Origin of the sequence: Nocardia sp. MDA0666 (genome assembly GCF_003023875.1) — a bacterium.
GTDB lineage: Bacteria > Actinomycetota > Actinomycetes > Mycobacteriales > Mycobacteriaceae > Nocardia > Nocardia aobensis.
In genome coordinates this window covers 105,193-128,401 of sequence record NZ_PYHT01000021.1, presented here as the reverse complement: position 1 = coordinate 128,401, position 23,209 = coordinate 105,193, and the positions used below count along the sequence as shown (strand labels likewise).

Here is a 23,209-nt window from a genome sequence, read left to right as displayed (position 1 = left end):
CCACCGAGATCTACACTTCTAGCTTCGTCGGCAGCGTCAGATGTGTATAAGAGACAGGTGCTGGTGATGTTGGAGAGGGCGTCGTAGCTGTAATGCTCTGTGGGTCGGCCGTTGTCGGTGATGGTGGTGATTCGGCCGGCGGGGTCGAGGGTGTAGGTGCGGTGTTGAGGGGTGGTGCCGGCGCGGTGGGTGGTTTGGGTGGTCAGGTAGCCGTCGGGACGCCAGGTGTAGTCGTCGCGGCGGATCAGGCGACCCGGGGTGGGGACGGGAGGAGTCCCCGAGCCAGGTGTGCCTCCGGAGTAGGAGACGGATGCGTCACCCGGCCGGTGACCAGGCATCGGTCCACCGCTCAGGTGTTGGCCGGGTATCGGCGCACTGTGGGGGTGTTGACCGGGTATCGGCGCCCCATGGAGGTGTTGACCGGGCATCGGTACACCACCACTGGCGTGTTGCCCCGGCACCGGCGCACCACCAGGGCGTTGGCCGGGGATTGCTCCGGGATTCTGCCCACCGGTCGGGTCCGAAGTCAGAGGTCCCGCCGACCCCGGGACATGCGGTGCCTGGGCCGAAACCTGGCGGCTCAACACCTGACCCACTGGTGAGAGCGTCTGCTCCACCACCAGATTTCCCAACGACCATCCGGTCGGGCGGCCCAGCGCGTCGTGCGCGAAGGTCGCACGGTGCCCGTCGATGGTCATCGAGGTGACGCGGCCGGCTGGGTCGTATCCCCAGCTCGTCACGGCTCCGGTGGGGGTGCGGCGGGAGGTGCGGCGGCCGTGCTCGTCGTGATCGAACAGCATCGGTGGGCGGTCGTCGACGCGTTGGGAGACGAGGTTGCCGGCGGGGTCGTAGGCGAATTCGACGCTGTGGGTGCGGTCGTGGCCGACGCCGGAGATCGCCGTGCGGAGGCGGCCTACCTCGTCGTGGGTGTAAAGCTGGTATTCGCCGGTGTCGCAGCGGATTTGAGTGAGGCGGCCCAGGATGTCGTGGGTGTGATAGCGGCGGACGCCGGTGGGGGTGGTGACGACGGCCAGGGTGCCGTCCGGGTTGTGTTCGTAGGCGGTGGTGGCGCCGTTGTAGTCGGTTTCTGCGGCGAGTCGTCCGGCGCGGTCGTAGCTGTAGCTCCACGAGTCGCCGAGGGGGTTGGTGACGGTGGTGAGGCGGCGTTCGGTGTCCCAGTTGTAGACAGTGCTGGTGCCGTCGGGATCCGTGCGATACGTGAGCAGGTCGAAGGCGCCGTACTTGTGGAAGGTGATGTTGCCGGCGCGGTCGGTGTGGGTGAGGAGGTTGCCTTCGCCGTCCCAAGTCCACGATTCGGAATATCCGTCGGGGTCGATGCGGCGCAGCGGTTTTCCCTCGGGCGACCATTCGTGGCGAGTGATACCGCCGATCGCGTCCGTGAGGGCGACGGGCCGCCCGAAATGGTCGCGTTCGATATGGGTGACCGCGCCGTACGGATCGGTGACGGCAACCGGAAGTCCGGCGGCGTCTACGTCGAATGCCGTTGTCGTCCCTGTCGATTCCGTGACAGATGTGACCGCACCGGTGGGCGAGTGGTCGAAGGTGGTGCGGCGTCCGGCTTCGTCGACCGTGGCGGCCACATTGCCGTGCGCGTCCCATTCCTGCCGGCGGGTCGAGCCGTCGGCATCGGTGACCACGGTGGGCCGGTTGCGCGCCGCGTAGCCGATGCTGATCGACTTCTCGTCGGGCCGAACCACTTTCGCCAGATCACCGTCGGGTGTGTAGGTGTAGTACGTGATCCCGCCGTTGGGTGCGATGACGCGCAGCGGCTTGCGGTCGGGGGTGTAGTCGGTGTGGATCCGTCCGCCGAGCGGGTCGATCACATCGCGCAGCTTGTGGTCCGAGTCGAAGTCGTAGATCGTGGCCGCGCCGGTGGAGTCGGTGACGGTGGTGCGGGTCCCGCTGCCGTCCGGGTAGGTGAAGTAGTCGAAATCGGCGTCGAGGATGCCGTTCGTGCCGCGCTGGCGGACGACGCGACCGGCCGGATCGTAGGTGTTGGTGAGGGAGTTGCCATTGGAATCGGTCCACGACGTCATCCGATGCTCGGAGTCGTAGGTGTAGGTCGTGGTCGTTCCGACGCCGTTGGTGACACCTGCCAGCGCGCCCGCCTCGTAGACGAAAGTCCGCACCCGCGTGATGATTTCGGCGTTGTCGACATGGCTGTGGCCGACCACCGACAGTCCGGTCACCCGCCCCGCCGCGGTCTCCACGCGCACCCGGTATCCACCCGAATGCGAGATCTCGACCGGAGACCCGTCGCTGTCGTAGTGGAATCGAATCAGGTTGTGGTGGCGGTCGACGATCGCACTGATCGCAAAATTGCCCAACCGCACGTCGAGACCGTCGAGTGCGGCCTCGGGCTCGAAACACCAGCTCAGCTCGCGATCCGGATCGGTGACGCGATAGCCGCCGGTTTCCGTGCGCACCAGCGGCCAGCGCAATTCACCGTTCAGCGGCAGGACCGGAGTATCGGGTTCGGTGTGCGGATAGGCGAGCATGATGCCGTCGTCGCCGATGAAGGTGGCGGTCGCCGACTCGACCACGATCCGGATATCCAGTGTCGCCGACCACGACGGTCCGAACCAGCGGCCGAACCGGTAGCCGGAGCGATGCCTGCGGCCCAGCACCAGCGGCAGCACACTCGGAAGTTCGAGATCCGTTTCCGGCAACAGGAATTCACCCGTCGCACCGTCGACCGGGTCACCGCAGCCGGTGACCTGTTTCTCGGTGCGCGAATTCTCCGGTCCGGATTCCGCGGCATGTGTGCCGCTGCCCTGATCCTTGTCCGCTTGCTGGTGCGGATCGTTCTTGGGTTTACCGGTCGCACCGTCGTCCGGATCGCCGGCACCGTCGTGTGAGGTGCTGTGCGTGTCGGTGCCGTCGTCGTGTGGTTTGCCGGGTTCGTTCGGCGAATCCGGCTTGTGCGAACTCGGATGCGTGTCGCCGGGGCCGGTTTTCGTATGAGGTTTCGCGCCGTCGACATGCGTGCCGCCGCGTCCGCGCTTCAACGCCTTCATGATGTCTTCCCACGCACCTTTGAGCTTGTGCAGCAGGGGAGTGAGCTTCTTGAAGGTCGAGGCGAGTTTGCGGAACAGTTTGGCGATCGTGGTGAGCACCTTCGCCACGAACGTGGTCGCCTGCGCGGCTACCAACGGGGTGGCAACGCCCAGCGTGCACACCTCTTCGGCCGCCCACGCGGCCAGCCGGCCCACGGCCTGAGCGATGAGGTCGCGCACGGTCTGGCGCACGAATGCCACCACGCCCCCGGCCATCGCGATCGCCGACGAGGCCGCCGACGCCGCGTTCGACGCCGCGGTCAGCAGTGAATTCGTCTCGGCAGCATGGGTGCGGTACGCGTCCCCGGCGCTGCCGACCCAGTCGGCCACGTCCTGATCGACGGACTTCTTGTGATCGTCGGCGACCTGCTTGATGTGAGTGGAGACGTTCTCCCAGGTCTTGGCGTACGCCTGCACCGTATCCGGATCGCCGGCGACCCAATCCAGCGCTTCCTGCAACGGTTCGACGTGCTCCATCAGGAATCCGACACCGTAGGAGGCGAGCGTGCCGAGCGGGTCGACCGCCAGCGACACGGCCTCCATACCGGCGCCGAGCACCGCGAGACCGCCGTCGACCCAGGAGCCGGAGGAGATCGCGTCGTGGATGTCGGCAACCGATTCCGCGACCCCGATACCCGTGTACCACTTGGTGGAATCCTCCGGCTGCGCGATCAGCGGGTTGTCGGCCTCGGTGGTCACCAGGTGGCCTCGGGCCGCACCGAACCCAGATCACTCGCATTCGCCGAATCGGTGTTCTGCAGCGAGGTCGCGACCTGTTCGAGTGTGCCCGCATCCGCGTTCAACGCGTCGGCGGCGGTTTTGATCGCCTCGAGCCCGTCGTCTTCGACCGTGTCGATGAACAGCGGCGGCAGGAACGAGCACAACTTCCCGAACGCATCCGTCGGCACCGAGACAGCTTGCCCCGCCTGCAACGCCACGCTCAGTGAATCACTCACGCCCTGAATATTTTTCGCGTGTGTGCGGATCTTGTCCGGATCGACCTGGACCTGTTTGCTGCTCATCGTCCCGGCCCGCCCGGTGTGTGGTAGCTACCGGATGCGTACACGTCGCCCCCGCCCCCTTCGTCCGAACCGCGCAACCCTGTCGAGCAAGGGGCGCACAGCGAATATAACGAACGGAGACGGGGATTTTCGATGCGAGATCACGAAGCGGTCGATGCCGGAACGTTGCCCGGTCGACGGCTTCTTCGATCTCTGACATCCCTTTGCGCAGATGGTTTCGAAAATCGGCTGTAACGCATCGCGCACAGCGAACGACGAGTTACTGCAATCACAACAACGAGCGAGGGGTAATTTTTGTGAGTATCACCCGATTTGCCTTCTCTGCGTTCGCCGCTGCCGCGGTGATCGGTGTCGGTGTGGGCGCCGCCGAGGCTGCCGCCCCCGCGGTCGCCACCGACGGCACGACGACTACCGATCCGTCGACCGGTACGGGTAGCGCGGCTCTGCTGCCGTCGCTACTACAGGCGCTGGCCTCCGGTAGCGCCCAGTCGGGCGGCACCACGACCACCACCACGGGGGCCAACGGCTGAGTCGCTACCGCGGAGAGCTGCCCCCGCCCGAAACGAGGGTGCGGGGGCCGCTTTCGGTTCACCTCATAGCAACCCCCGGTTCGGCTCACTTCGGCGTCGGTGCCCAATCTGCCGGGAAGGCGCGATAGGTTCCCAGAGGCAACAGGGCGTCGTAGACCATGTCGCCCGTCGGGCCGAATTCCGAGATGTGCGGTGCCATACCCCAGCCGACCAGGGTGTTGCCGTTGGGTAGCGGCTGGGCATCGCCCATGGCGAAGGCGGTCAGGCCGTCGGGGTGGGTTTGGTTGCGTACCAACGTGGCTCGGTGGTTGTCGAGGTCCAGGTGGATCCACTGCACACTCGACACACCCAGCGTTTGGAAGCCGCTGGAGTTGTTGTTGAACAAGCGCAGGGTGCTGGGGTCGGCGAATTCCGCATCGTGCTGGAAGGCGAATGCGACGCCGGGGCCGAGGTCGAAAGTCGAATGCAGTCCGCCGAGTTGCCAGTTGATCGCACCGGTGTGGATGTCCACGTCGTAGACGGTGGAGGTGTCGCGCATCGAGATCACCAGGTTGCCGTCGGGGTCCAGCGCGATCGAATTCATGTGGTACGGGTCGTAGGTATCGCTGCCGGGAAGTTTGCCGGGCGTGGTGGTGTCGGTGAGCGGGACGTGCTCGGCGGCGCTCCAGCGCAACAACACTCGCTTGGATACCACATCGACCACCGTGGCGACGGTGTCGTACATCGTGCCGTTCTTCGGGCCACCGATCGCGGACAGATCGGCGGCCACCTCCTGGTACGACGTGATCAGCGCTCGGCCGTCGGGAGTCAGGCGGAATTCGTGCACATCGCTGGGAGTCCCTCCGGCGTCGAGGGTTTCGATGACGTTACCGTGTTCGTCGGCGATGTAGTCGGCGCCCGAACCGTGCCCGCCTACGGTCCCGCCCTGCCACCACGTCAGCACCCGCTTGCCCTGATAGGTCTGGGTGCGGAAATTGGAGACGTCCTGCCCGGCGGGCGGGGTGTAGCGCCAGACCTCGTGTCCGGCCTTGTCCACGACGATATTCGCCGGCTCGGTCGCCGGAACGGCCGATAACGCCTTACCGGCCCCCGGAACCAGGGCCGCCGCACTGACACCGTTGCTGTAGTAGATGTAGCCGGGCGCGGCGGCCGGAGTATTCACCTCCACGGTGTATTCGGGTGCGCCGATCGGGAAAGTCGGCAGCGGCGCCGCGCTCGCGGTGAACGCCGTCGACGCCGCACCGACTCCGACCGAAGTCGCGACCAACGTTGCGGCGGCGCGCCGAAGATTCCTCGCGATCCGGGTCATCAGTGTTCCTTTGCTGAATCGACCGACAGTTGCGCAGAGCGTAGACCCGATTTCCGTGGAGGTGATGCAGGCGGCCCCGTACGCGCTCAGGCCGCCTCCAGGGTGCGGCGGGCGTAGGCGCGGACGTCGGCGTCGGTGTCGGCGAGGACGACCTGGAGGGCGGCTCGGACGGCCGCGTGGTCGGGCCAGTGGGACAGCGTCAGGACGGAGGCTTTGCGGACGTCCGGGTGGGGGTCGGTCAGGGCCGATTCCAGGGCGGCGGCGGCGGATTCGGGGCCCAGGCCGGCCCAGCCGCGGGCGCCACCCTCGCGTACCTGCCAGGCCGAATCCTTCAGCGCCGCAGCCAGAATCGCCGCGTCGGACGAATCGCCGAGTCGGGCCAGCGCGGCCAGGGCTGCCGCGCGGACGAGCGGATCACGGTCGCCGACCAGGGCGCGGACGGTATCGGCGCCGCCGGCGCCGACCTCGGCCAGTCCGCGAGCGACAGCCACCCGCACCTCCCGGTTCTCGTCGAATGCCGCCGCGGTGAGTGCGGACCAGTCGTCGAGGGAGACAAGCGCGCGCACCCCTTCGATGCGCACTCGGTGGTCGCTGTCCACCACCGCCTTGCCGAACAGGTCCGCCGAGCCGCGGCGCTGCGCGCGCAGCAGGTCCACTACCGCGGCGCGCACGAGCGGATCGGGCGATTCGGCGTGTGCGGTCAATTGCTCTGCGGGCGAAAGGATCTCGATCAGCTCACGCAGGCCCGAGACGGCGGCCGCGCGTACTGCGGCGTCGTCGTCCCCGAGCGCGGCGATCAGGGTGTCGGCGAATCCGTCGGGAGTGCCCTCGGTCAGCACCGACAGGGCCGTGGCTCGCACCCGCGGGTCGGTGTCGTCGAGGTAGTCCCGGAGTTCGGCAACCGTCGGGCCGTCCAGGCTGAGCAGAATCGCGATCCGGGGTGCGGCGGAGTCGTCCGATGGGGCCGGGACCGTGATGCCGGGCCGAGGTGCGGCGCCGGTGGCCGCGCCTGCCGTCCGGGGTGGTCCGGCGATCAGTTCCGGCTGCGCCACGGCGACCGGTTCGAGGTCGGCGCGCGGCAGATCCTCCCATTCCGGCACCGGGACGAAATACGGTGCGACCGGGCGCTTCAGGAATTCCATCTCGCCGTCGGCGCCCTTGCGCAGGTTCAGGTGGTAGCGCCAGTCCTCGTCGTTGCGTTCCGGCAGGTCGGCGCGGTCGTGGTAGAGACCCCAGCGCGATTCGGTGCGGGTGAGTGAGGAGCGGGCCGCCATCTCGGCGCAGTCGCGGATGAAGTCGACCTCGGCGCAGCGCATGAGTTGGTGCGGGGTGTCCGCGCCCATCTCGGCGATCTCCTGCCGCATCCGCTCGAAGGTCTCCACCGCCAGCGACAGTTTGGTCTGCGTCTTCGGCGGAGCCACGTAGTCGTTGACGAAACGACGCAACTTGTATTCGACCTGCTGCTGCGGCGGGCCGTCGGGATGGCGCAGCGGACGGTAGATCAGTTCGTGCGCCGCGGCCAGCTGATCGGAGGGAAGCGATTGCGGCGCGGCGACTTCCGTGAGAGTCGAAGACGCGTGCTCACCCGCCAGGTCCCCGTAGACGAACGCCCCGATCATGTAGTTGTGCGGTACACACGCCAGATCGCCCGCCGCGTACAGTCCCGGCACCGTGGTCCGCGCATGTTCGTCCACCCACACGCCCGACGCGGAATGACCGCTGCACAAACCGATTTCGGAGATGTGCATCTCGATGTCGTGGGTGCGGTAGTCGTGGCCGCGGTTGGCGTGGAAGGTGCCCCGGGTCGGCCGCTCGGTGGTGTGCAGAATGCCCTCGAGCGCGTCGAGTGTCTCCTCGGGCAGATGCGAGACCTTCAGATAGATGGGCCCCCGCGCGGACTCGATCTCCCGCTTCACCTCCGCCATCATCTGCCCGGACCAGTAGTCCGAGTCGACGAAGCGCTCACCGGCGGCGTTCACCTGATATCCGCCGAACGGGTTCGCGACATACGCGCAGGCCGGTCCGTTGTAGTCCTTGATCAGCGGATTGATCTGGAAGCATTCGATGCCGGACAGCTCCGCGCCGGCGTGATAGGCCATCGCGTACCCGTCGCCGGCATTGGTCGGATTCTCGTACGTGCCGTACAGATATCCCGACGCCGGCAGTCCCAGTCGCCCGCACGGGCCGGTCGCCAGGATCACCGCCTTCGCTCCGACCGCCACGAACTCCCCGGTCCGGGTGTTCAGTGCGGCCGCACCGACCGCGCGTCCGTTGTCGGTCAGGACCCGCACCGGCATGAGACGGTTCTCGATCCGGATCCGTTCCCGCATCTTGCGTTGCCGCAGGACGCGGTAGAGCGCCTTTTTGACGTCCTTGCCCTCGGGCATCGGCAGCACATAGGAGCCCGAGCGGTGCACGCGGCGCACCGCGTACTCGCCGTAGGCGTCCTTCTCGAATTTCACGCCGTAGCGTTCCAGCCGCTGCACCATGGCGAAACCGCGGGTCGCGGTCTGATACACCGTGCGCTGGTTGACGATTCCGTCGTTGGCGCGGGTGATCTCGGCGACGTAGTCCTCCGGCTCCGCCTTACCCGGGATGACGGCATTGTTCACGCCGTCCATGCCCATGGCCAGCGCACCGGAGTGACGCACGTGCGCCTTCTCCAGCAGCAGAACGTTCGCGCCGTTCTCCGCGGCGGTGAGCGCGGCCATGGTGCCGGCGGTGCCGCCTCCGATCACCAGCACATCGCAGTCCAGCCGCACGGTGTCGGACAGCTCGGGAATCTTCATCAGCACACTCCACAGAGATGAATAGTCGGGGCGACAACGCACGCCGGCGCCAGGCGGCCGGAACGGCGCCGCCGTGGCCGGGTCGCCGAGGGGTGCCTCGTTCGGGCGATGGGCTCAGGCGACGGCCGGCTGGGACGAATGATCGAGGGCAGCAAGGATTTCGGCACGCTCGGCACTGCGGTCGACGTCTTTGACGCGCGGATTCGGCACGGTCAGCAGTGATCGCAGCGCCCGGTCGGTACCACCGAGGACCGCGACCCGGTCGCCGAGGGTCAATGCCTCGTCCACATCGTGGGTGACGAACACGACCGTGGTCGGATGTGTCTGCCAGGTCTGGATCAGCAAGCGCTGCATGGTGATCCGAGTCGGCGTATCGAGGGCGCCGAACGGCTCGTCCATCAGTACCGCTCGCGGCGCGCCCGCCAGACCGCGGGCGAGTTGGACGCGCTGGCGCATACCGCCCGACAGGCTCTTGGGCAGGTAGTCGCCGAAGCCGGTGAGCCCGACCTCCTCGATCCAGCGCTCGGCCTGCGCCGCGCGACCGGCCCGCGGCACGCCGCGCAACCTCAACGCCAGATCGATATTGGAACGTACTGTGCGCCAGGGCAACAGCGCGTTGTCCTGGAACACCATCGCCCGATCGCGCGAGGGGCCGGTGATCTCGTCACCGTCCGCGAGTGCCCGCCCGGAGCGAGGCGGCAGCAGTCCGGCCAGCGCGCGCAGCACCGTGGACTTCCCACATCCCGACGGCCCGGTCAGCACCAGGATCTCGCCCGCGCGGATATCGAGTGTCAGCTCGTCCAGCACCGGAGCGCCGCCGTAGCGCAGTTCGACCTTGTCGAGTCGCAGACTCATTGCCGTGCCGGTCATTTCGAAACCTCCTGCGCCCGCGGCAGCCAGCGAGTGGCACGCCGCCCCAGCAGTTCGATGGCCGCCGAGGTGGCGAAGCCGAGCACGCCGATGGTGATGATGCCGACGAACACACCGGGATAGTCGACGATGGTGTACGCCTGCCAGGTGCGATAGCCGACGCCGAGCCGCCCGGAGATCATCTCGGCCGAGACCACACAGATCCAGGCCACGCCGATCCCGACCGACAGGCCGCTGAACACGCCCGGCAGGCTACCGGGCAACACCACCCGCACCAGGACGTCCCAGCGGCTGCCGCCCAGCGTGCGCACCGATTCCTCCCAGATGGTCGGCAGGGCCCGCACCGCGTGCCGCGTGCTCACCATGATCGGGAAATAGGCGGCGAGGAAGGTGATGAAGACGATGCCGGCCTCGTCGGTGGGAAACAGCAGAATCGCCACCGGCACGATCGCGATCGCCGGAATCGGCCGGGCCAGCTCGGTCAGCGGTCCGAAGATGTCGGCGAACCAGCGGGAACGCCCCAGCGCCACTCCGGTCGCGACGCCGATCACCGCGGCCAGGCCGAACCCGCTGAGAATGCGGATCAGCGACTGCCCGAGGTCCAGCCAATAGGTGTCGGTCTGCAACTGCAGCCGCAGGGTGTGCAGGATCCGGGTGACCGTCGGCAGCGTATCGAAGCGCACCCACAGCCGAATGTGGTTGGCGGTCGACAGCTGCCAGGCGACGAGCGCGACGACGATCGACGCCACCCGCACCAGCCGCGACCTCCACAGCCGCGCCGGGGGCACGCCCGCGGCGGTGCCGCGCTCGGCGACGGCGGCGGGAGCGGCGGTGGCCGGCACCGGCGCGTCGACGGGCAGGGTGGTGGCGCTCATGACCGCACCTCGCCGATGGCCTGGTCGTAACTCACCGCGACCGCACCGGGATGGCGGGCCTGATACCGCTGCACCGCACTGGGAGTGATGAACGGCAGATACGTATCGCCCTCGCGCACCCACTGCGCCTTGTCCGCGAACCAGCGGGTGCCGAGTTCCGCATCCGGCACGTACGCCGCACGGACCTTCTTCCCCTGGGCCCGCGCGGCTTTCACCGCACGAAGCAGATCGGTCGGGCTACCCGTCGGCTGGGCGGTGGACTGGCCGTCGAACCAGATCTCGCCCGCGAGGGCCGGATCGGACACCGGCTTGCCGGTACTCGGGTCGGTGCCGGTGATCGGCGCCGGATTGGCGAAATTCGCCACGGCCGCATCGTAGTTCGCGCCGCGCTCGGCGAAGGCCTTGCGCAGCGGGGCATCGTCGACGAACTTGTCGATGTCGAAATCGGCGAAATTGCCGATCGACTTCAGATACGGAACGTCACCCTTGAACGCCTGGACGAGCTGCGGCTTCAGGGGAGTGTCGAATGAGGTTCCCCCGGGTCCGTTGTAGAGGTAGACGACCTCCGCCGGCAGTCCGGAGTTGTCAGCGACCAGCTGCGCGGCTTCGAGCGGTTTCGCGTGCAGGAAATCGGTGGCGTCAAGTTGCGCCTGCAGGAATGCATCGAGCACCTCGGGATGGGATTTCGAATAATCACGACGTGCCACCACTCCGTGGAACGTCGGCACGTTCAATTCGGCACCATCGTAGAGCAGCTTTGCCTTGTCCTGGAAAACGAGCAGACCAGGCCATGCCACGAATTGCGAAAGTGCCTGCACCTGACCGGATTCCAGCGCCGACGCGCCGATCTGCGGTTGTTGATTCAGCACGTCCACACCGTGGGCCGGATCGATGTTCGCGCGGCTCAGCGCTTGGCGCAGCGTGCCGTCACCGGCGGAGCCGACGCTCGCGGACACCTTCTTGCCGGCGAGATCCGACAGTGTCGTCGCCGTCGAATTCGGCGCGGTGACAATCATGTTCAGCGATCCGCGCGGCTGGTAACCGGTGATCGAGACCAATTCGGTGGCCGAACGCTCACTGGCCGAGGTCCGGGAACCGTTGATCAGCAACGGATAATCGCCCATCGAACCGATGTCGATCTTCTCCGCGACCATCTGCGCGGTGATCGGCGCCCCGGTGTCGTAGTCCTGCCATTCGACCTGATACTTCGGCCCGCCCTTCGCGGTCAGGTCGTTCAGGCGCTTCTCCAGGAAACCCTTGGCGCGCAGCAGCGTTCCGGCGGTGACGGTATTGATGGTTTTGGACTGATAGCCGACGACCACCCGGACGGTGTCCCCGGATCCGGTCTGCTCGAGCGAGCATCCGGCGGCCAGGGTGGCGATCAGGGCGGCGGCGGCCAGTATGCGGGCGCGACGGTACTTCATGGTATTTCCTCGAAATCGGGCCGAGGGCGGCCACTGAAAGATTCCGCTGCGCGATTCAGCGCAGCAGATACGGCATGTTCACGGTGACGGCGCCGGTGGGACAACGTGCCGCGCACGGACCGCAGTACCAGCATTCGTCGACGTGCATGAACGCCTTGCCGTTGTCCGGATTGATCGCCAGCGAGTCCAGCGGGCAGATCTCCACACACAGCGTGCACCCTTCGATGCACAGGGATTCGTCGATGGTTACCGGGACATCAGCCCGCTGATTGACCGACGCCATGGCGGCTCAGCCTCCAATCGTTGCTTTCGGTGGTGCGAATCAGACTGTCGCGCAGGGTGATCCGATCACCACGCATGCGTATGTACTCCAGGTCCACCGGCCGCCCGTCGGCGAGATAGGTCAGTCGCTCCAGCAACAGCAGGGCACTGCCCTCGGGGGCCTGCAGAGTGGCGGCGCTGTGGATATCGGCGGTGATCGCCTCCACCGCCAGATCGGCCGACCCGAGCGACTGGCCGCTGATCTGTTCGATGAGTCCGAAGATGTCCTCGGATCGCAGATCGCAGTCGAGTACCTGCTCGCCGATGTCCGGGGCCAGATAGGTGTGGTCCAGGCTGAGCGGGAGATCACCCAGATAACGCAGCCGTTCCAGGTAGACCGCGGATTCGCCCGGTTCGAGACCCAGCCGGCCGGCGACCGCGGGCGGCGGCGTGAGGCGCAGTGCCGCGCGCACCTCGTTGCGCACCTCGCCGTGGCCGCGCAGCGTTTCCTTCAGGCCGCGCAGGCTGTCCAGGCCGTGATCGTATTTGCGTTGTGCCACATAGGTGCCCACCCGGGGAACGCGGCCGATGAGGCCCTCGTCGCGCAGCAGTGCCAGTGCCTCGCGCACCGCGTTGCGAGAGACCGCGAATTCCGCGGCGAGTTCGGATTCGGTGGGCAGCGGGTCCGGGCACTGTCCGGTGTGGATCTGCTGGCGCAGGACGTCGGCCACCTGGCGGGCCCGATCGGCCTTGCGAATGGTGCGTGCGCCGGCGCCGGGCGCCGTCGTCTCCGCCCCGGCGGCCGGGTGGTCGGCAGCGGAGCCGTGCTGCTGCCGCAGGGGTACCGGATCGGCTGTCATCTCCACCTCCTAACGCTTGTGACCTGCGGTTTCCGAGCGTAACGGGGGTGTGGTGGCAGGGGTGGCGCCCGCACGGCCGACGGCGGCCGGGTGTGCGGTTATCCGCCGCCCGCCCGGGCGGCGGACCTGCTGAAATCCGGGCGATCGAAGGTAATGCGCCACCTGCGGTGATGGGGGCTCACATTCAAATCAGTGTGAGCGCAATATGTGTCCTACCCGTTCGCTGGCGCGGCGCAGAATCGGGATGTTACCGTTTTACACATGTCCACCAGCCGTTCGAACCGCGCACGGGTCACCTACGTGACCGTGGCGCTCGGTGTGCGGCTGCCGCGGCAGCGGGAACTGTGTTGTTCCCGGCCGCGCAGCTGAGACCGCTCCAGTCGTCCGTCTGTCGACCCTTTCGGGCCCTTCTCGCTGCCTTGTTGCCGATGTAGTTCCGTCTCTTCACGAGACTTTCGACAAGGACTTCGCCCCATGACGAGCCCCACCCTCGAACGACAGTCTTCCCCCTCTCGTCCGCGGCCGGTACGCAGTGTGCCGCGGCCGGTGGTTCCGCCGGAATTGCGGATCACCGACAACCCGGCGGCCGCGGTCCTGCGCGCCGCCACCCGCGGACCGATCTTCCGCGACAATGCCGCTCAGACAACGGGTTTGAGCATCGCTACCGTGAATCGCCAAGTGTCGGCTCTACTTTCGTCCGGCCTGTTGCGAGAACGCGCTGATCTCACCGCATCCGGTGCGGTCGGGCGTCCGCGTGTGCCGTTCGAGGTCGAGACCGACCGCTTCGCCACGTTGGGCGTTCACATCGGTGCGAACCTCACCCGGATCGTGGCCGCCGACCTGTCCGGCCGCATTCTGGGCGGGCTGGAGATCGCCACCCCGCAGGCCGCGCAGGAGGCGGCCATCACCATTATCGCCCGCAGCGCGAAAGCCTTCCTCGACCGATTACCGCGCCGTCGGCCGTTGTGGGTCGGTGTGGCGCTGGCCGGACGGGTCGACCCCGTCGCCGGCGTCGTGGATCACCCTCGCCTGGATTGGCAGTCGGCGCCGGTCGGCCCGATCTTCGCCACCGTGCTGGACCTGCCGGTTTCGGTCGCCGCCCACGTGGAGGCGATGGCTGCCGCCGAACTGCTGCTCACCACCGGTACACCGGACCGTTCCGGTGCTCAGGACCGGCCCGGCAGCAGCCTCTACATCTACGGCCGGGAGACGGTCGGCGTCGCGGTCACGCTGCACGATCGCGTCTACACCCCGGCGAATGGCCCGGGTTCGATCGCGCATCTGCCGACCGGATCCGATATCGATTGCTCGTGCGGCCGGCGCGGCTGCTTGGAGGCCACGGTCGGTGAGGCGGCGGTGCTGGCTCGCGCCGTGCGGGCCGGCATCGTGCCGAAGCGGGAGGCGCCGCGGAAGCCGGTGATCGCCGAGCTGTACAAGGCGGCCGAACAGGGTTCCGCCCCGGCTCGCGACATGCTGTTCGAGCGGGCCGAGATCCTCGGCAACACCGCGGCGCTGGTGCGCGACATGTTCAACCCGGATCGGGTGGTGCTGGGCGGACAGGCCTTCACCGGGTACCGGCCGGGACTGGAACGAGTCGTGCAGGCCTTCGGTCGCGCCACCACCCTCGCCGCGGCCGACCTGCGGATCAGCCGATTCGGCGGGCGGGTCCAGGAGCATGCCGCGGCCGTCACCTCGCTCAGCGTCTGCTACGCCGATCCGCTGTCGGCACTGCGCCGGGCCACGCGCTCGCGCTGAGCCGGCGCATACGGTCGGGGTGGTGCGGCCACCCCGACCGAGGGCGCTCAGCTGGGCTTGACGCCGGTGAGCACACCTGTGGACGGCCTGATCGTCCGATAGTCGATGTCCTGAAAACCCTTCTCCTGCAGCCCTTTCCGATACCGTCTGATATCGATCTCGGTGGGATCCATATGGCTGCTGAGTCGTTTCGTCAGCTGTCCGTGCACGCCCGCGGGCGCCATATCGGCGAGCAGCACTCGTCCGCCGGGCCGTAGTACACGCCACATCTCCGCCAGTGCGCGACCGCGGTCCGCCTCGGGAATGTGGTGCATACCGAACGTGCAGGTGACCACGTCGAACGCCGCATCCGGCAGCTCCAGCGACTGTGCCACGCCGTAGTCGAAGCGGCAGTTGGCCCGGCCACGGGACCGCGCGGTCGCGTAGTCGACCATTTCCCGCGCCGCGTCGACACCGACGACTTCGCCGCCCGGGCCGACACGGTCGGCCAGCGCGAACACCAAGGTGCCCGGGCCGCTGGCGATATCGAGCGCGCGCCCGCCCGGCCGCGCGCCACTGGCGGCGGCGAGGGCCGCCGCGTGCCGGCGACGTCTGCCGCCGAAGAAGACACTGGTGAACGCGCTGTAGCCGCGCGGGTTGGTGATCAGGATGCCGTGGGGGTCTTGTTCGATTCGGAACATGTGTTCATGATCTGAGGGAAGTGCCTGCTCCACCAGGAGCAAAAGCACCGAATCCGTTCGATTCCGCACATCCGGAGGCACAGTGTCCGAAAACGATCGTCGCGTCCGACGGACCCGGAGCACCCTGCATCGTGCCCTGATCGAGCTCATGATCGAACGTCCCTACGACCGCATCACCGTGCAGGACATCCTCGACCGCGCCGACGTCGGCCGCTCGACGTTCTACGCCCACTTCCGCAGCAAGGACGACCTGCTCGTGGTGAGCGGCACCGAATTCCTGCGCGCGGCGCTCGCCCGGCGCTCCGGTGACCCGATACGAGCCATCGTCGAACTGGCCGAGGGACACCGCGAGGTCTACCGGGCGCTTCTCGGCCCGAAGAGCACGATGGTCGTCGTGCGCGGCACCCAGCAGATGATCGCCGGAATTCTGGCCGACCAGGGCAGCGCGGAGCCCGACACCACATTCCTGTCGTGGGGGCTGGTCGGGCTGCTGCCGGCCGTGGCCGAAGGCCGCACCACCGCTCGGGCGGCCTACGAGGTCGTCCGGCGGATCAGTGACCCGATGTCGTGAACAGCCCCTCCAGTGCGGTGATGAAATACGGGAAATGCCCGGCGAACCGATGCAGATTCCGGTCGCGGTCGAAGCCGCCGAACCAGTAGAGCCCGGCCTGACGGTCGGCCCCGGGATCCACGTCGCGGAAGGTGCGGATCCAGTTGTCGGCCCGGCCACCGATGATCGTGAACGGCAGCGCCCGCGAGAACAGCAGTTCGCGATCGGCCGGCGGAATCTGATCGGGCCGCTGGGCGTCCAGTCCGTTCTGCAGGGCCTTCACCTGGGCGGCGAGCGCGCGGCCCGCGGCGGTCCGCACCGGCAGATACCGGCCGAGCAGCAGGATGGCCGCACCGCCGAGCGCGATGGCCACGCCGACCAGCGCATATCCGCCGGCGATGGCGAGGCCGACGGTCGCCCCCGCCCCGACCACCAGCAGCGCGATGCCGATCCAGAAGGCGAGCCCGCGCCGGTCGTGATCGATCAACGTGCCGCGCTCGAGCGCATCGCGGCGCAGCGCCGAGCGGACGGGCTCGGCGGCGACGCGTCCCGGCGCCCGCAGTTCCGACAGCAGCACCGAGTCGGCGCCCTCGGGCAGCAATGTCGTGTAGACGTGCTTTTCGTAGCTGCGCAGTTGATCGTCGACGGGATTCACCCGGGTGATGCGCCAGTCCGAATCGCTCACCGCGGCGATCCACAGGTAGCGCCGCACCGCCAGATCGACCACGGTGGCGGCGATATCGGCGGCATCGGCGGAGCCGTCGAGCAGCAGGCCCGCCTCACCGGGCAGGATGCCGTCGGGGGAGACGAATTCGCTGTGGTTTCCGTTGCGCTGCACCGGATCCAGGGTGTCGGTGGAGGTCAGGGCCGCGGCGTCCTGGCGGCGAGACCGGGCCAGATAGGCGCCGAAGGCGGCCAGCGCCGCCAGCAGGACACCGAAGGCGATCAGCACCGGTGCGGTGACGGCGAAGGCGCCTGATCCCCGGCCGCCGCGAATATCGGCGTTGGCCTTCACCGTGCCGGGCGGCACCTGCAGTGTCACATCGAGGATGTCACCTTTGTGCAGGTTCTCCTCGTGCATGGTGAGGACGCCGTCCGGTTCGACGCGGGCGTCGTTGCATTTGCGGGTGCTACCCACCGAGCCGACCGTGCAGTCGGCGATTCCCATCTGATAACTCGGGCTGATCACCGAACCGTCGAACGAGGCGACATCGGTGTTGATCACCCCCGTCCAGTGGAACAACTGCGTACCGGGCGCATCGGCGACCGTCCCGTGCACGGTGTACTTGAACGACGATTCCCCCGGCGGCGCGTCGACGCTGAACACATCGCCCGCCACCTTCGCCGAACCCGGTCCGGTACTGGAGATGTCGGTCACGCCGAAGCGCCGTTCACTGCCGTCGTCGCGTCCCACTCGCAGCGGCAGCGCCATGTGGAACTGCCCACCCGGCGGCACCTTCACGGTTTCGGCCACCTCGAGCAGACCGGCCTCGCTGAGTTTGACATCCGCGATGATCGACACACCCGTGGGCTCCTGCGCCCGAGCGGCCGGTGCTGCGGCGAACAGCCCGACCGCGGTCAACAACAGAGCGCCGAATGCGCCCCCCCGAAAGATCAGCATGGGGCAGTAGCTTAGCGGCGGGCCACTGTGCGAGCAGGGGTCGGCGAATCCGGTGGCTTGCTATTCTGCGTCGGCGGCTGTCGCCGGAGAGCGGTGGCTGTCGCCGGATGAGGAACGGACAAGGGGGAGTGGGGGAGTGAGTCGACCACCCTACGGGCACGGCCCGAATCCGCCGGGCGGACGGCCGGTTCCGCCGTATGGTCCGGGCGGTCCGCGGCGCCCGGGACCACCGCCGGGATACGGCCCCCCGCCAGGCCACTCGGCACCGCCCGGTTATCCGCCTCCACCTGCCTATTCGCCCCCGCCGGGTTACGCGGCGCCCGCCGGACCCCCGCCGCGCGGGTACACGCCGGCCGGTTACGGTGCGAATCCCGGATATGTTGCGGGACAGGGTTATCGGGCCGTCGCGCCGCCCGGTCATCGCCCGCCGATTCCGCCGCCGCGGCCGTACGGCCCGGCCGGCCCACGCCCCGCTCCGCCGCGCAAGCGAGGCGGGGGCTTCGGCGCGGTCGTCGTCGTGATCCTGCTGATCGTCACCTCGGGCCTCATCCGCTTCGCCGTGCGGACCGGATTCGACGCCGCCTCCCATACGGGGGAACACGGCAACTACAGCTACAACCCACCGCCCGGTAAGGATTCCGCGGGCGTCGCCGAAACCGGCGCCAATCCACTACTGGCCGACCCGGGTTCGCCGCTGAGTCCGGCGCGCTGCCCGTATACCCCGTGGAGTACGCAGGTCGACGCCGCGCGCGCATTCTTCGACAGTGCCGCGGCCTGTCTGGCCGACGCCTGGAAACCGGTGCTGGAGAACGCGAAATTGAGTTTCACGCCACCGAAACTCGTCGTCACCGCCACCACGACGGGCATCACCACGCCGTGCAGTGGGTCCAGCAGCAATTTCGCGGCCTTCTACTGCGGTGCGGATCAGACCATCTACATGCCGATCAGTCAGTTGCAGACCGATATGTTCCACGATCACTGGGAGATCTACCTCTCGGTCTTCGCCCACGAATACGGCCACCACATCCAGGCGCTGTCCGGAATCCTCGGCGCCGCGAACAAACAACGCCGCCAGACCGGCCTCTACAGCGACGAGGGGCTCGACCTCTCGCGACGAATCGAATTGCAGGCCAACTGTTTCGACGGCATGTACTTCGCGTCCTCGGCCGGCGGGAAATCGCTGACGCCGGTGCAGGCGCAGTCGGCGCGCAAGGACGCCTACGGCCGAGGTGACAGCGCCGGCGACATGCGCAGCCACGGCACCGCCGAACACGCCGGCGACTGGTGGAGTACCGGATTCGACAAGAACGCGACCGCGCCCTGCAACACCTTCATCGCGCCGTCCGGACAGGTGAGCTGAACCGCCATGCCGCAACCGCCGAGATATCCACCGCCGCACGGGGTTCCGCCCTACGGTCGCCCGCCCTACGCCCCGCCGCCCGGGTACGGGCCACCACCCGGATACGGCCCGCCCCCAGGGTATCCGCCACCCGGTCCGCGCCCACCGTACGGGGCGCCGCTACCGCCGCCGGGTGCGTATCCGGTCGGGCCGTACGGCGGACCGCCGTTGCCGCCGCCCGGCTATTACGGTCGTCCGTATCCGCCGCCGCGGTCCGGTGGCGGCGCGGCCGGGGCGGTCCTCGCCGTGCTGTTCGTCTTCGTGGTGGTGGGCGGGCTGGTCGCGTTCGCGACCATGGGAGGTCGTGACAATTCGTCGGCGTCCTATTCGACATCGACGCCGAGCTTCACGTATACGCCGCCCACATGGGCCACGAGCACCAGCGAAACCGCCACGACCACGCGATCCACGACGACGCCGTATCCGTCCACGACGAAGCCCTACTACCGCACGACGACTGTCGTGCCGACGACGAAACCGGCCGGCCCCCAGCCTGTTGCGGCCACGGCGGCCAATCCGATCTTCGACGATCACAACTCCGGGCTGATCAACATCTCCTGCGGCTACCCCCGATGGGGTGCCGATGTCGCGTCGGCGACAGCCTTCTTCCAGGCGGCGAAATCGTGTCTGGACCGGATGTGGCAGCCGGTACTCGCGGCGCAGAACCTCCCGTTCTCCAGTCCCACCGTGAGTGTTCCGGCGAGCGGCGCGAACGCGGCGTCACCGTGTGGCAGTTCCGGGAGTTACGCCGCGTTCTACTGCTCGGCGAACAATACGATCTACATGCCGCTGGATCACATTCAGACCGAGGTCTACGGCGACCGCTGGTACGTCTATCTCGGGGTCTTCGCGCACGAATACGGTCACCATGTGCAGGCCATCTCCGGCATCATGTCCAAGATGAGCCGAGACCGCTACAACTCGGGTGCCAATTCCGCTGCGGGATTGGAGCTTTCGCGCCGTCTGGAGTTGGAGGCGCAGTGCTTCGGCGGCATGTTCATCAGCTCCTCCGAGGTGGCGGGCACGGTCTCCAACGACCAGGCCTACTACGTGAAACAGGACAACTATCAACGCGGGGACGATCATTCCGACGTGCGCGACCACGGGGCCAACCAGCACTACGGGGCGTGGTACGCGCAGGGTGAGGACAACAACCGGACCTGGATGTGCAACACCTGGAATTCCCCGTCGGATTCGGTCTCGTGATCGGCTCCGGGACCTCCCGGGCCTGAGCGTTACCGTTCCTCGCGCAACCGCGCCAACCAGCGCGCACCCTCGTCGGGGTCCGGTGTCTCTCCGCCGATGACGTCCAGTACCGCATGCCCGAGACAGGCCGCCGCCATGACCCGGTCGGCGGCGGCCTCGGCATCGCCCCACGGCAGATGGGGTTTGGCGATGAGTAGTGACGCGATACCGTGCGCGGCGGCCCACAGCTCGAGCACCAGCGGCATCGGGTCGCCGGCTGCGATCACACCGGCGTCCATCGCCTCCCGCACGGTGTGCGAAAACCGTTGGAACGCACCACTACCCAGCACCACATCCACCGCCGAGGGGCCTTCTCCGGGTGAGGCGGCGGTGGCGACGCGGTATTGACCGGGGTGCTGCAGGGCGAAGCGCACGTAGGCCAGGCCCTGCTGACGCAACCGGGACATGGGCGAGACGGTGGGATCGCTCGCGGCGCCGATGGCGGCGTCGAGATCTTCGAACACCTCCGCCACCGCGGCATCGATGAGGTCGTCCTTGTCGGCGAAGTGGCGGTAGATCGACGGTGCGGTGACGCCGACCAGCCCGCCGACCTCACGAATCGACACCGACTCGGCATTACCGGTGCGCGCCAGCAACTCTCGTGTCGCGGCCAGGATCTCGGCCCGCAGCTCGGTGCCGGAGCCGCGGGCCGAACGGGGACGGCCGGAACGCGTCACAGCCGCCCCGCCGGAGCCGGTTCCGCGGTCGGTTGCGCCGCGGGCGTGGGATGTTCGGTGAGGCCGAACCGTTCGTGCCAGCGCGCCAACGGCCCCGGGGCCCACCAGTTTCCGCGGCCCATCAGGCGCATGACGGCCGGAACCAGCAGCATGCGGATGACGGTGGCGTCGGCGAGCACGGTGATCGTGAGGCCGAGTCCGAACATCTGCATGAACGACACCTTCGCGGTGATCATGGCGCCCAGCACGATCGCCATCAACAGCGCGGCCGCGGTGACGATGCGCCCGGTCCGGGCGACGCCGATGGCCACCGAACGGTCGTTGTCCGCGCCGGTGCGGTCGGAGGCCAGCCAGGCCTCGCGGATGCGGGAGAGCAGGAACACCTCGTAGTCCATCGACATGCCGAAGGCCAGGCAGAACATCAGAATCGGCATGGTCGGCACCAGGAAGCCGGTGGGCGTGAAGCCGAGCAGTCCCGAGAAATGTCCCTCCTGGAAGATCCACACCATCATCCCGAACATCGCGGTGAGTGACAGCGAGTTGATCACCACGGCTTTCAACGGGAGCACCACGCTGCCGGTGAACAGGAACAGGACCACGAAGGTCGCGAGTGCGATCAGCGCGATCGCCAGCGGCAACCGTTGTCCCAGTGCGTTCAGTGAGTCCACGTTCATCGCCGCCGCACCGCCGAACAGCGCCGGCGAGGGCGCGGGCACATCGCGCAACGCCTGCAACTGATCCTTGGCCTGTGGCGAGTAGGGATCGAATGCCGATGTGACGGTGAGGTATTGACCCGAGTCGTTGGCCATGCCCGGCGTGGCGCCGCCCATCCGCGCGCCGGACACGTAGACACCGCTGCTGGACAGCACCGCGTTCACGCCCTCGACCTTCGACAGTGCCGTGGCATAGCCGCTGATCGCCTGGGGTTCGCTCGGTGCGCCCGGCAGCACGATCGTCGTTCCCGTTCCGGAATTCACGGCCGGGAACTCGGCTCGCAGTTCGTCGCCGACCGCGCGGCTGGTCGAACCGGTGGGCAGCACCCGGTCGTCGGGATAGCCGAATTTCACCCCGAGGAACGGCGCGCCGACCGCGAGCAGCACCGCGATGATCGCGACGGAGACCGGCAACGCCCGCCGCATCACCCAGGTGACCGTGCGATACCAGCCGGATTCCCGCTCCGGTCGCGAGGTGGGCTCGGGCCGCCCGAACAGTTTCCGGATCGCCACTCGCAGATTCCAGGAATTGATCCGATCGCCGAGCAGCACCAGCACCGCGGGCAGGATCACGATCGAGGCGATCGCCGCGGCCGCCACCACGGCGACCCCGGCATAGGCGAACGACTTCAGGAAGTACATGTCGAAGACGCTGAGCACCGCCAGCGCGAGCGCGACCGTCAGCGCCGAGAACAGCACCGTTCGCCCCGCGGTCTGCACCGCGCGTACCGCCGCCGCCTCGTGGCCGGAGCCGGCGGACAATTCCTCGCGGTATCGGCTGACGATGAACAGGCTGTAGTCGATCGCCAGGGCGAGTCCCAGCGCGGTGGTCATATTCAGCGCGTAGATCGACACATCGGTGAAGAGGGTGAAACCGCGCAGAATCGCGAGCGTGCAGAGAATCGCGAAGATTCCGACCGCGAGCGGCAGCGAGGCCGCGATGACGCTGCCGAACACCAGGATCAGCACGATCGCCGTCAGCGGGACCGCGATGCCCTCGGCCATCGCCAGATCCTTGGTGACCTGGTTGTTGACATCGTGGTAGACGGCGGCGATTCCGCCCGCCTGCACGGTCACCCCGGGTGTGGAGACGGGCAGGGTGCTCGCGATCTCACCGGCGGTGCGCTGAGCCTTGTCGTCGCCGCCCGTCAGGTAGGCCATGACCAATGCGCTCTTGCCGTCGGTACTGCGGAGGGCGGCGGCCAGTTGCGGTGGACTGGTCCAATACGAGCGGACGCCGACGGTATCGGAGCGACTGCCGAGCCGGGCGGCGATATCGGCGCCGACCGCACGGGCCGCGGCCGACTCCACGCCCTCGTCGGCGTGCACGAGCAGCACCAGATTGGGCTGGGCGCCGTTGAACTGATCGGCCACCAGCTGTGCCGCGCGGGTCGATTCGGCCTTGTCCGAGGTGAATCCGCCGGCTTGCAGATGGGCCGTGACCGTCGCGCCGAATCCGCCGCAGATCAGTGCCAGGGCGAGGGCGGCTAGAAGCACCCGTTTCGGATACCGCGTAGCGAGCCGTGCGATTCGGGTCAGCATGAGTGCTCCT

Annotated in this window: 18 protein-coding genes; 5 read left to right on the top strand and 13 right to left on the bottom strand. The window is 67.9% G+C overall.

The window, feature by feature from the left end:
- Together C8258_RS25140 and C8258_RS25135 are read right to left on the bottom strand one after the other, a co-directional pair.
- A partial coding sequence (locus tag C8258_RS25140) for a DUF6531 domain-containing protein (RefSeq protein WP_106957279.1) occupies positions 1-3,776 on the bottom strand: 3,776 nt, incomplete at its 3' end.
- Entirely contained in the window at positions 3,773-4,099 is a 327-nt protein-coding gene (locus C8258_RS25135; protein ID WP_106957278.1) for a type VII secretion target, read from the bottom strand. The genes C8258_RS25140 and C8258_RS25135, both read right to left, overlap by 4 nt.
- A 296-nt stretch (positions 4,100-4,395) precedes the next feature.
- On the opposite strand from C8258_RS25135, the gene C8258_RS25130 reads away from it, so the two are divergent.
- Positions 4,396-4,629, top strand: coding sequence for a hypothetical protein (locus tag C8258_RS25130; protein ID WP_106957277.1), 234 nt, complete (start codon positions 4,396-4,398; stop codon positions 4,627-4,629).
- 85 nt (positions 4,630-4,714) lie between these two features.
- On the opposite strand, the gene C8258_RS25125 is transcribed toward C8258_RS25130, so the two are convergent.
- The 7 genes from C8258_RS25125 to C8258_RS25095 all read right to left on the bottom strand — a co-directional run bounded on the left by C8258_RS25125 (position 4,715) and on the right by C8258_RS25095 (position 13,017).
- Positions 4,715-5,938: an arylsulfotransferase family protein gene (locus C8258_RS25125; RefSeq protein ID WP_106957276.1), complete on the bottom strand. Its 1,224-nt coding sequence runs from the start codon at positions 5,936-5,938 to the stop codon at positions 4,715-4,717.
- A gap of 86 nt (positions 5,939-6,024) precedes the next feature.
- Positions 6,025-8,727, bottom strand: coding sequence for a fumarate reductase/succinate dehydrogenase flavoprotein subunit (locus C8258_RS25120; RefSeq protein ID WP_106957275.1), 2,703 nt, complete (start codon positions 8,725-8,727; stop codon positions 6,025-6,027).
- A 114-nt stretch (positions 8,728-8,841) separates the two neighbouring features.
- Positions 8,842-9,597 (bottom strand): ABC transporter ATP-binding protein, encoded by a 756-nt coding sequence (locus tag C8258_RS25115; RefSeq protein WP_233225325.1) that lies wholly within the window; start codon positions 9,595-9,597, stop codon positions 8,842-8,844.
- The gene (locus C8258_RS25110) at positions 9,594-10,472 is read right to left on the bottom strand and encodes an ABC transporter permease (protein WP_106957274.1); all 879 of its coding nucleotides are present in this window, start codon (positions 10,470-10,472) and stop codon (positions 9,594-9,596) included. The genes C8258_RS25115 and C8258_RS25110 overlap by 4 nt, the downstream gene beginning before the upstream one ends.
- Complete coding sequence (locus tag C8258_RS25105) at positions 10,469-11,896, bottom strand: ABC transporter substrate-binding protein (protein WP_106957273.1); 1,428 nt, start codon at positions 11,894-11,896, stop codon at positions 10,469-10,471. Before C8258_RS25105 ends, C8258_RS25110 begins: the two co-directional genes overlap by 4 nt.
- 55 nt (positions 11,897-11,951) lie before the next feature.
- Positions 11,952-12,179, bottom strand: coding sequence for a ferredoxin family protein (locus C8258_RS25100; protein WP_030516520.1), 228 nt, complete (start codon positions 12,177-12,179; stop codon positions 11,952-11,954).
- Positions 12,154-13,017, bottom strand: coding sequence for a GntR family transcriptional regulator (locus C8258_RS25095; RefSeq protein WP_106957272.1), 864 nt, complete (start codon positions 13,015-13,017; stop codon positions 12,154-12,156). The genes C8258_RS25100 and C8258_RS25095 overlap by 26 nt, the downstream gene beginning before the upstream one ends.
- A gap of 474 nt (positions 13,018-13,491) precedes the next feature.
- Between C8258_RS25095 and C8258_RS25090 the strand changes: the two genes are divergently transcribed.
- A complete protein-coding gene (locus C8258_RS25090) occupies positions 13,492-14,772 on the top strand; it encodes an ROK family protein (RefSeq protein ID WP_106957271.1) in 1,281 nt (426 codons plus the stop codon).
- A gap of 47 nt (positions 14,773-14,819) precedes the next feature.
- On the opposite strand, the gene C8258_RS25085 is transcribed toward C8258_RS25090, so the two are convergent.
- Positions 14,820-15,452, bottom strand: coding sequence for a class I SAM-dependent methyltransferase (locus C8258_RS25085; RefSeq protein ID WP_158271309.1), 633 nt, complete (start codon positions 15,450-15,452; stop codon positions 14,820-14,822).
- Between the two features lie 82 nt (positions 15,453-15,534).
- On the opposite strand from C8258_RS25085, the gene C8258_RS25080 reads away from it, so the two are divergent.
- Complete coding sequence (locus C8258_RS25080; protein ID WP_233225324.1) at positions 15,535-16,023, top strand: TetR/AcrR family transcriptional regulator; 489 nt, start codon at positions 15,535-15,537, stop codon at positions 16,021-16,023.
- Here the strand turns inward: C8258_RS25080 and C8258_RS25075 are convergent.
- Positions 16,004-17,623 (bottom strand): DUF2207 domain-containing protein, encoded by a 1,620-nt coding sequence (locus tag C8258_RS25075; RefSeq protein WP_106957268.1) that lies wholly within the window; start codon positions 17,621-17,623, stop codon positions 16,004-16,006. The genes C8258_RS25080 and C8258_RS25075 overlap by 20 nt on opposite strands.
- A 517-nt stretch (positions 17,624-18,140) precedes the next feature.
- Between C8258_RS25075 and C8258_RS25070 the strand changes: the two genes are divergently transcribed.
- On the top strand, positions 18,141-18,983 hold the full coding sequence (locus C8258_RS25070; RefSeq protein ID WP_232329225.1) for a neutral zinc metallopeptidase: 843 nt from the start codon (positions 18,141-18,143) through the stop codon (positions 18,981-18,983).
- A 6-nt stretch (positions 18,984-18,989) separates the two neighbouring features.
- Positions 18,990-20,228 carry a neutral zinc metallopeptidase gene (locus tag C8258_RS25065; RefSeq protein WP_233225323.1) on the top strand — a complete coding sequence of 413 codons (1,239 nt, stop codon included), beginning with the start codon at positions 18,990-18,992 and terminating at the stop codon, positions 20,226-20,228.
- 29 nt (positions 20,229-20,257) lie between these two features.
- Here the strand turns inward: C8258_RS25065 and C8258_RS25060 are convergent, their stop codons facing one another.
- Positions 20,258-20,944, bottom strand: coding sequence for a TetR/AcrR family transcriptional regulator (locus tag C8258_RS25060; protein ID WP_106957267.1), 687 nt, complete (start codon positions 20,942-20,944; stop codon positions 20,258-20,260).
- Positions 20,941-23,199 (bottom strand): MMPL family transporter, encoded by a 2,259-nt coding sequence (locus C8258_RS25055; RefSeq protein ID WP_106957266.1) that lies wholly within the window; start codon positions 23,197-23,199, stop codon positions 20,941-20,943. The genes C8258_RS25060 and C8258_RS25055 overlap by 4 nt, the downstream gene beginning before the upstream one ends.
- Positions 23,200-23,209: the final 10 nt, after the last annotated feature.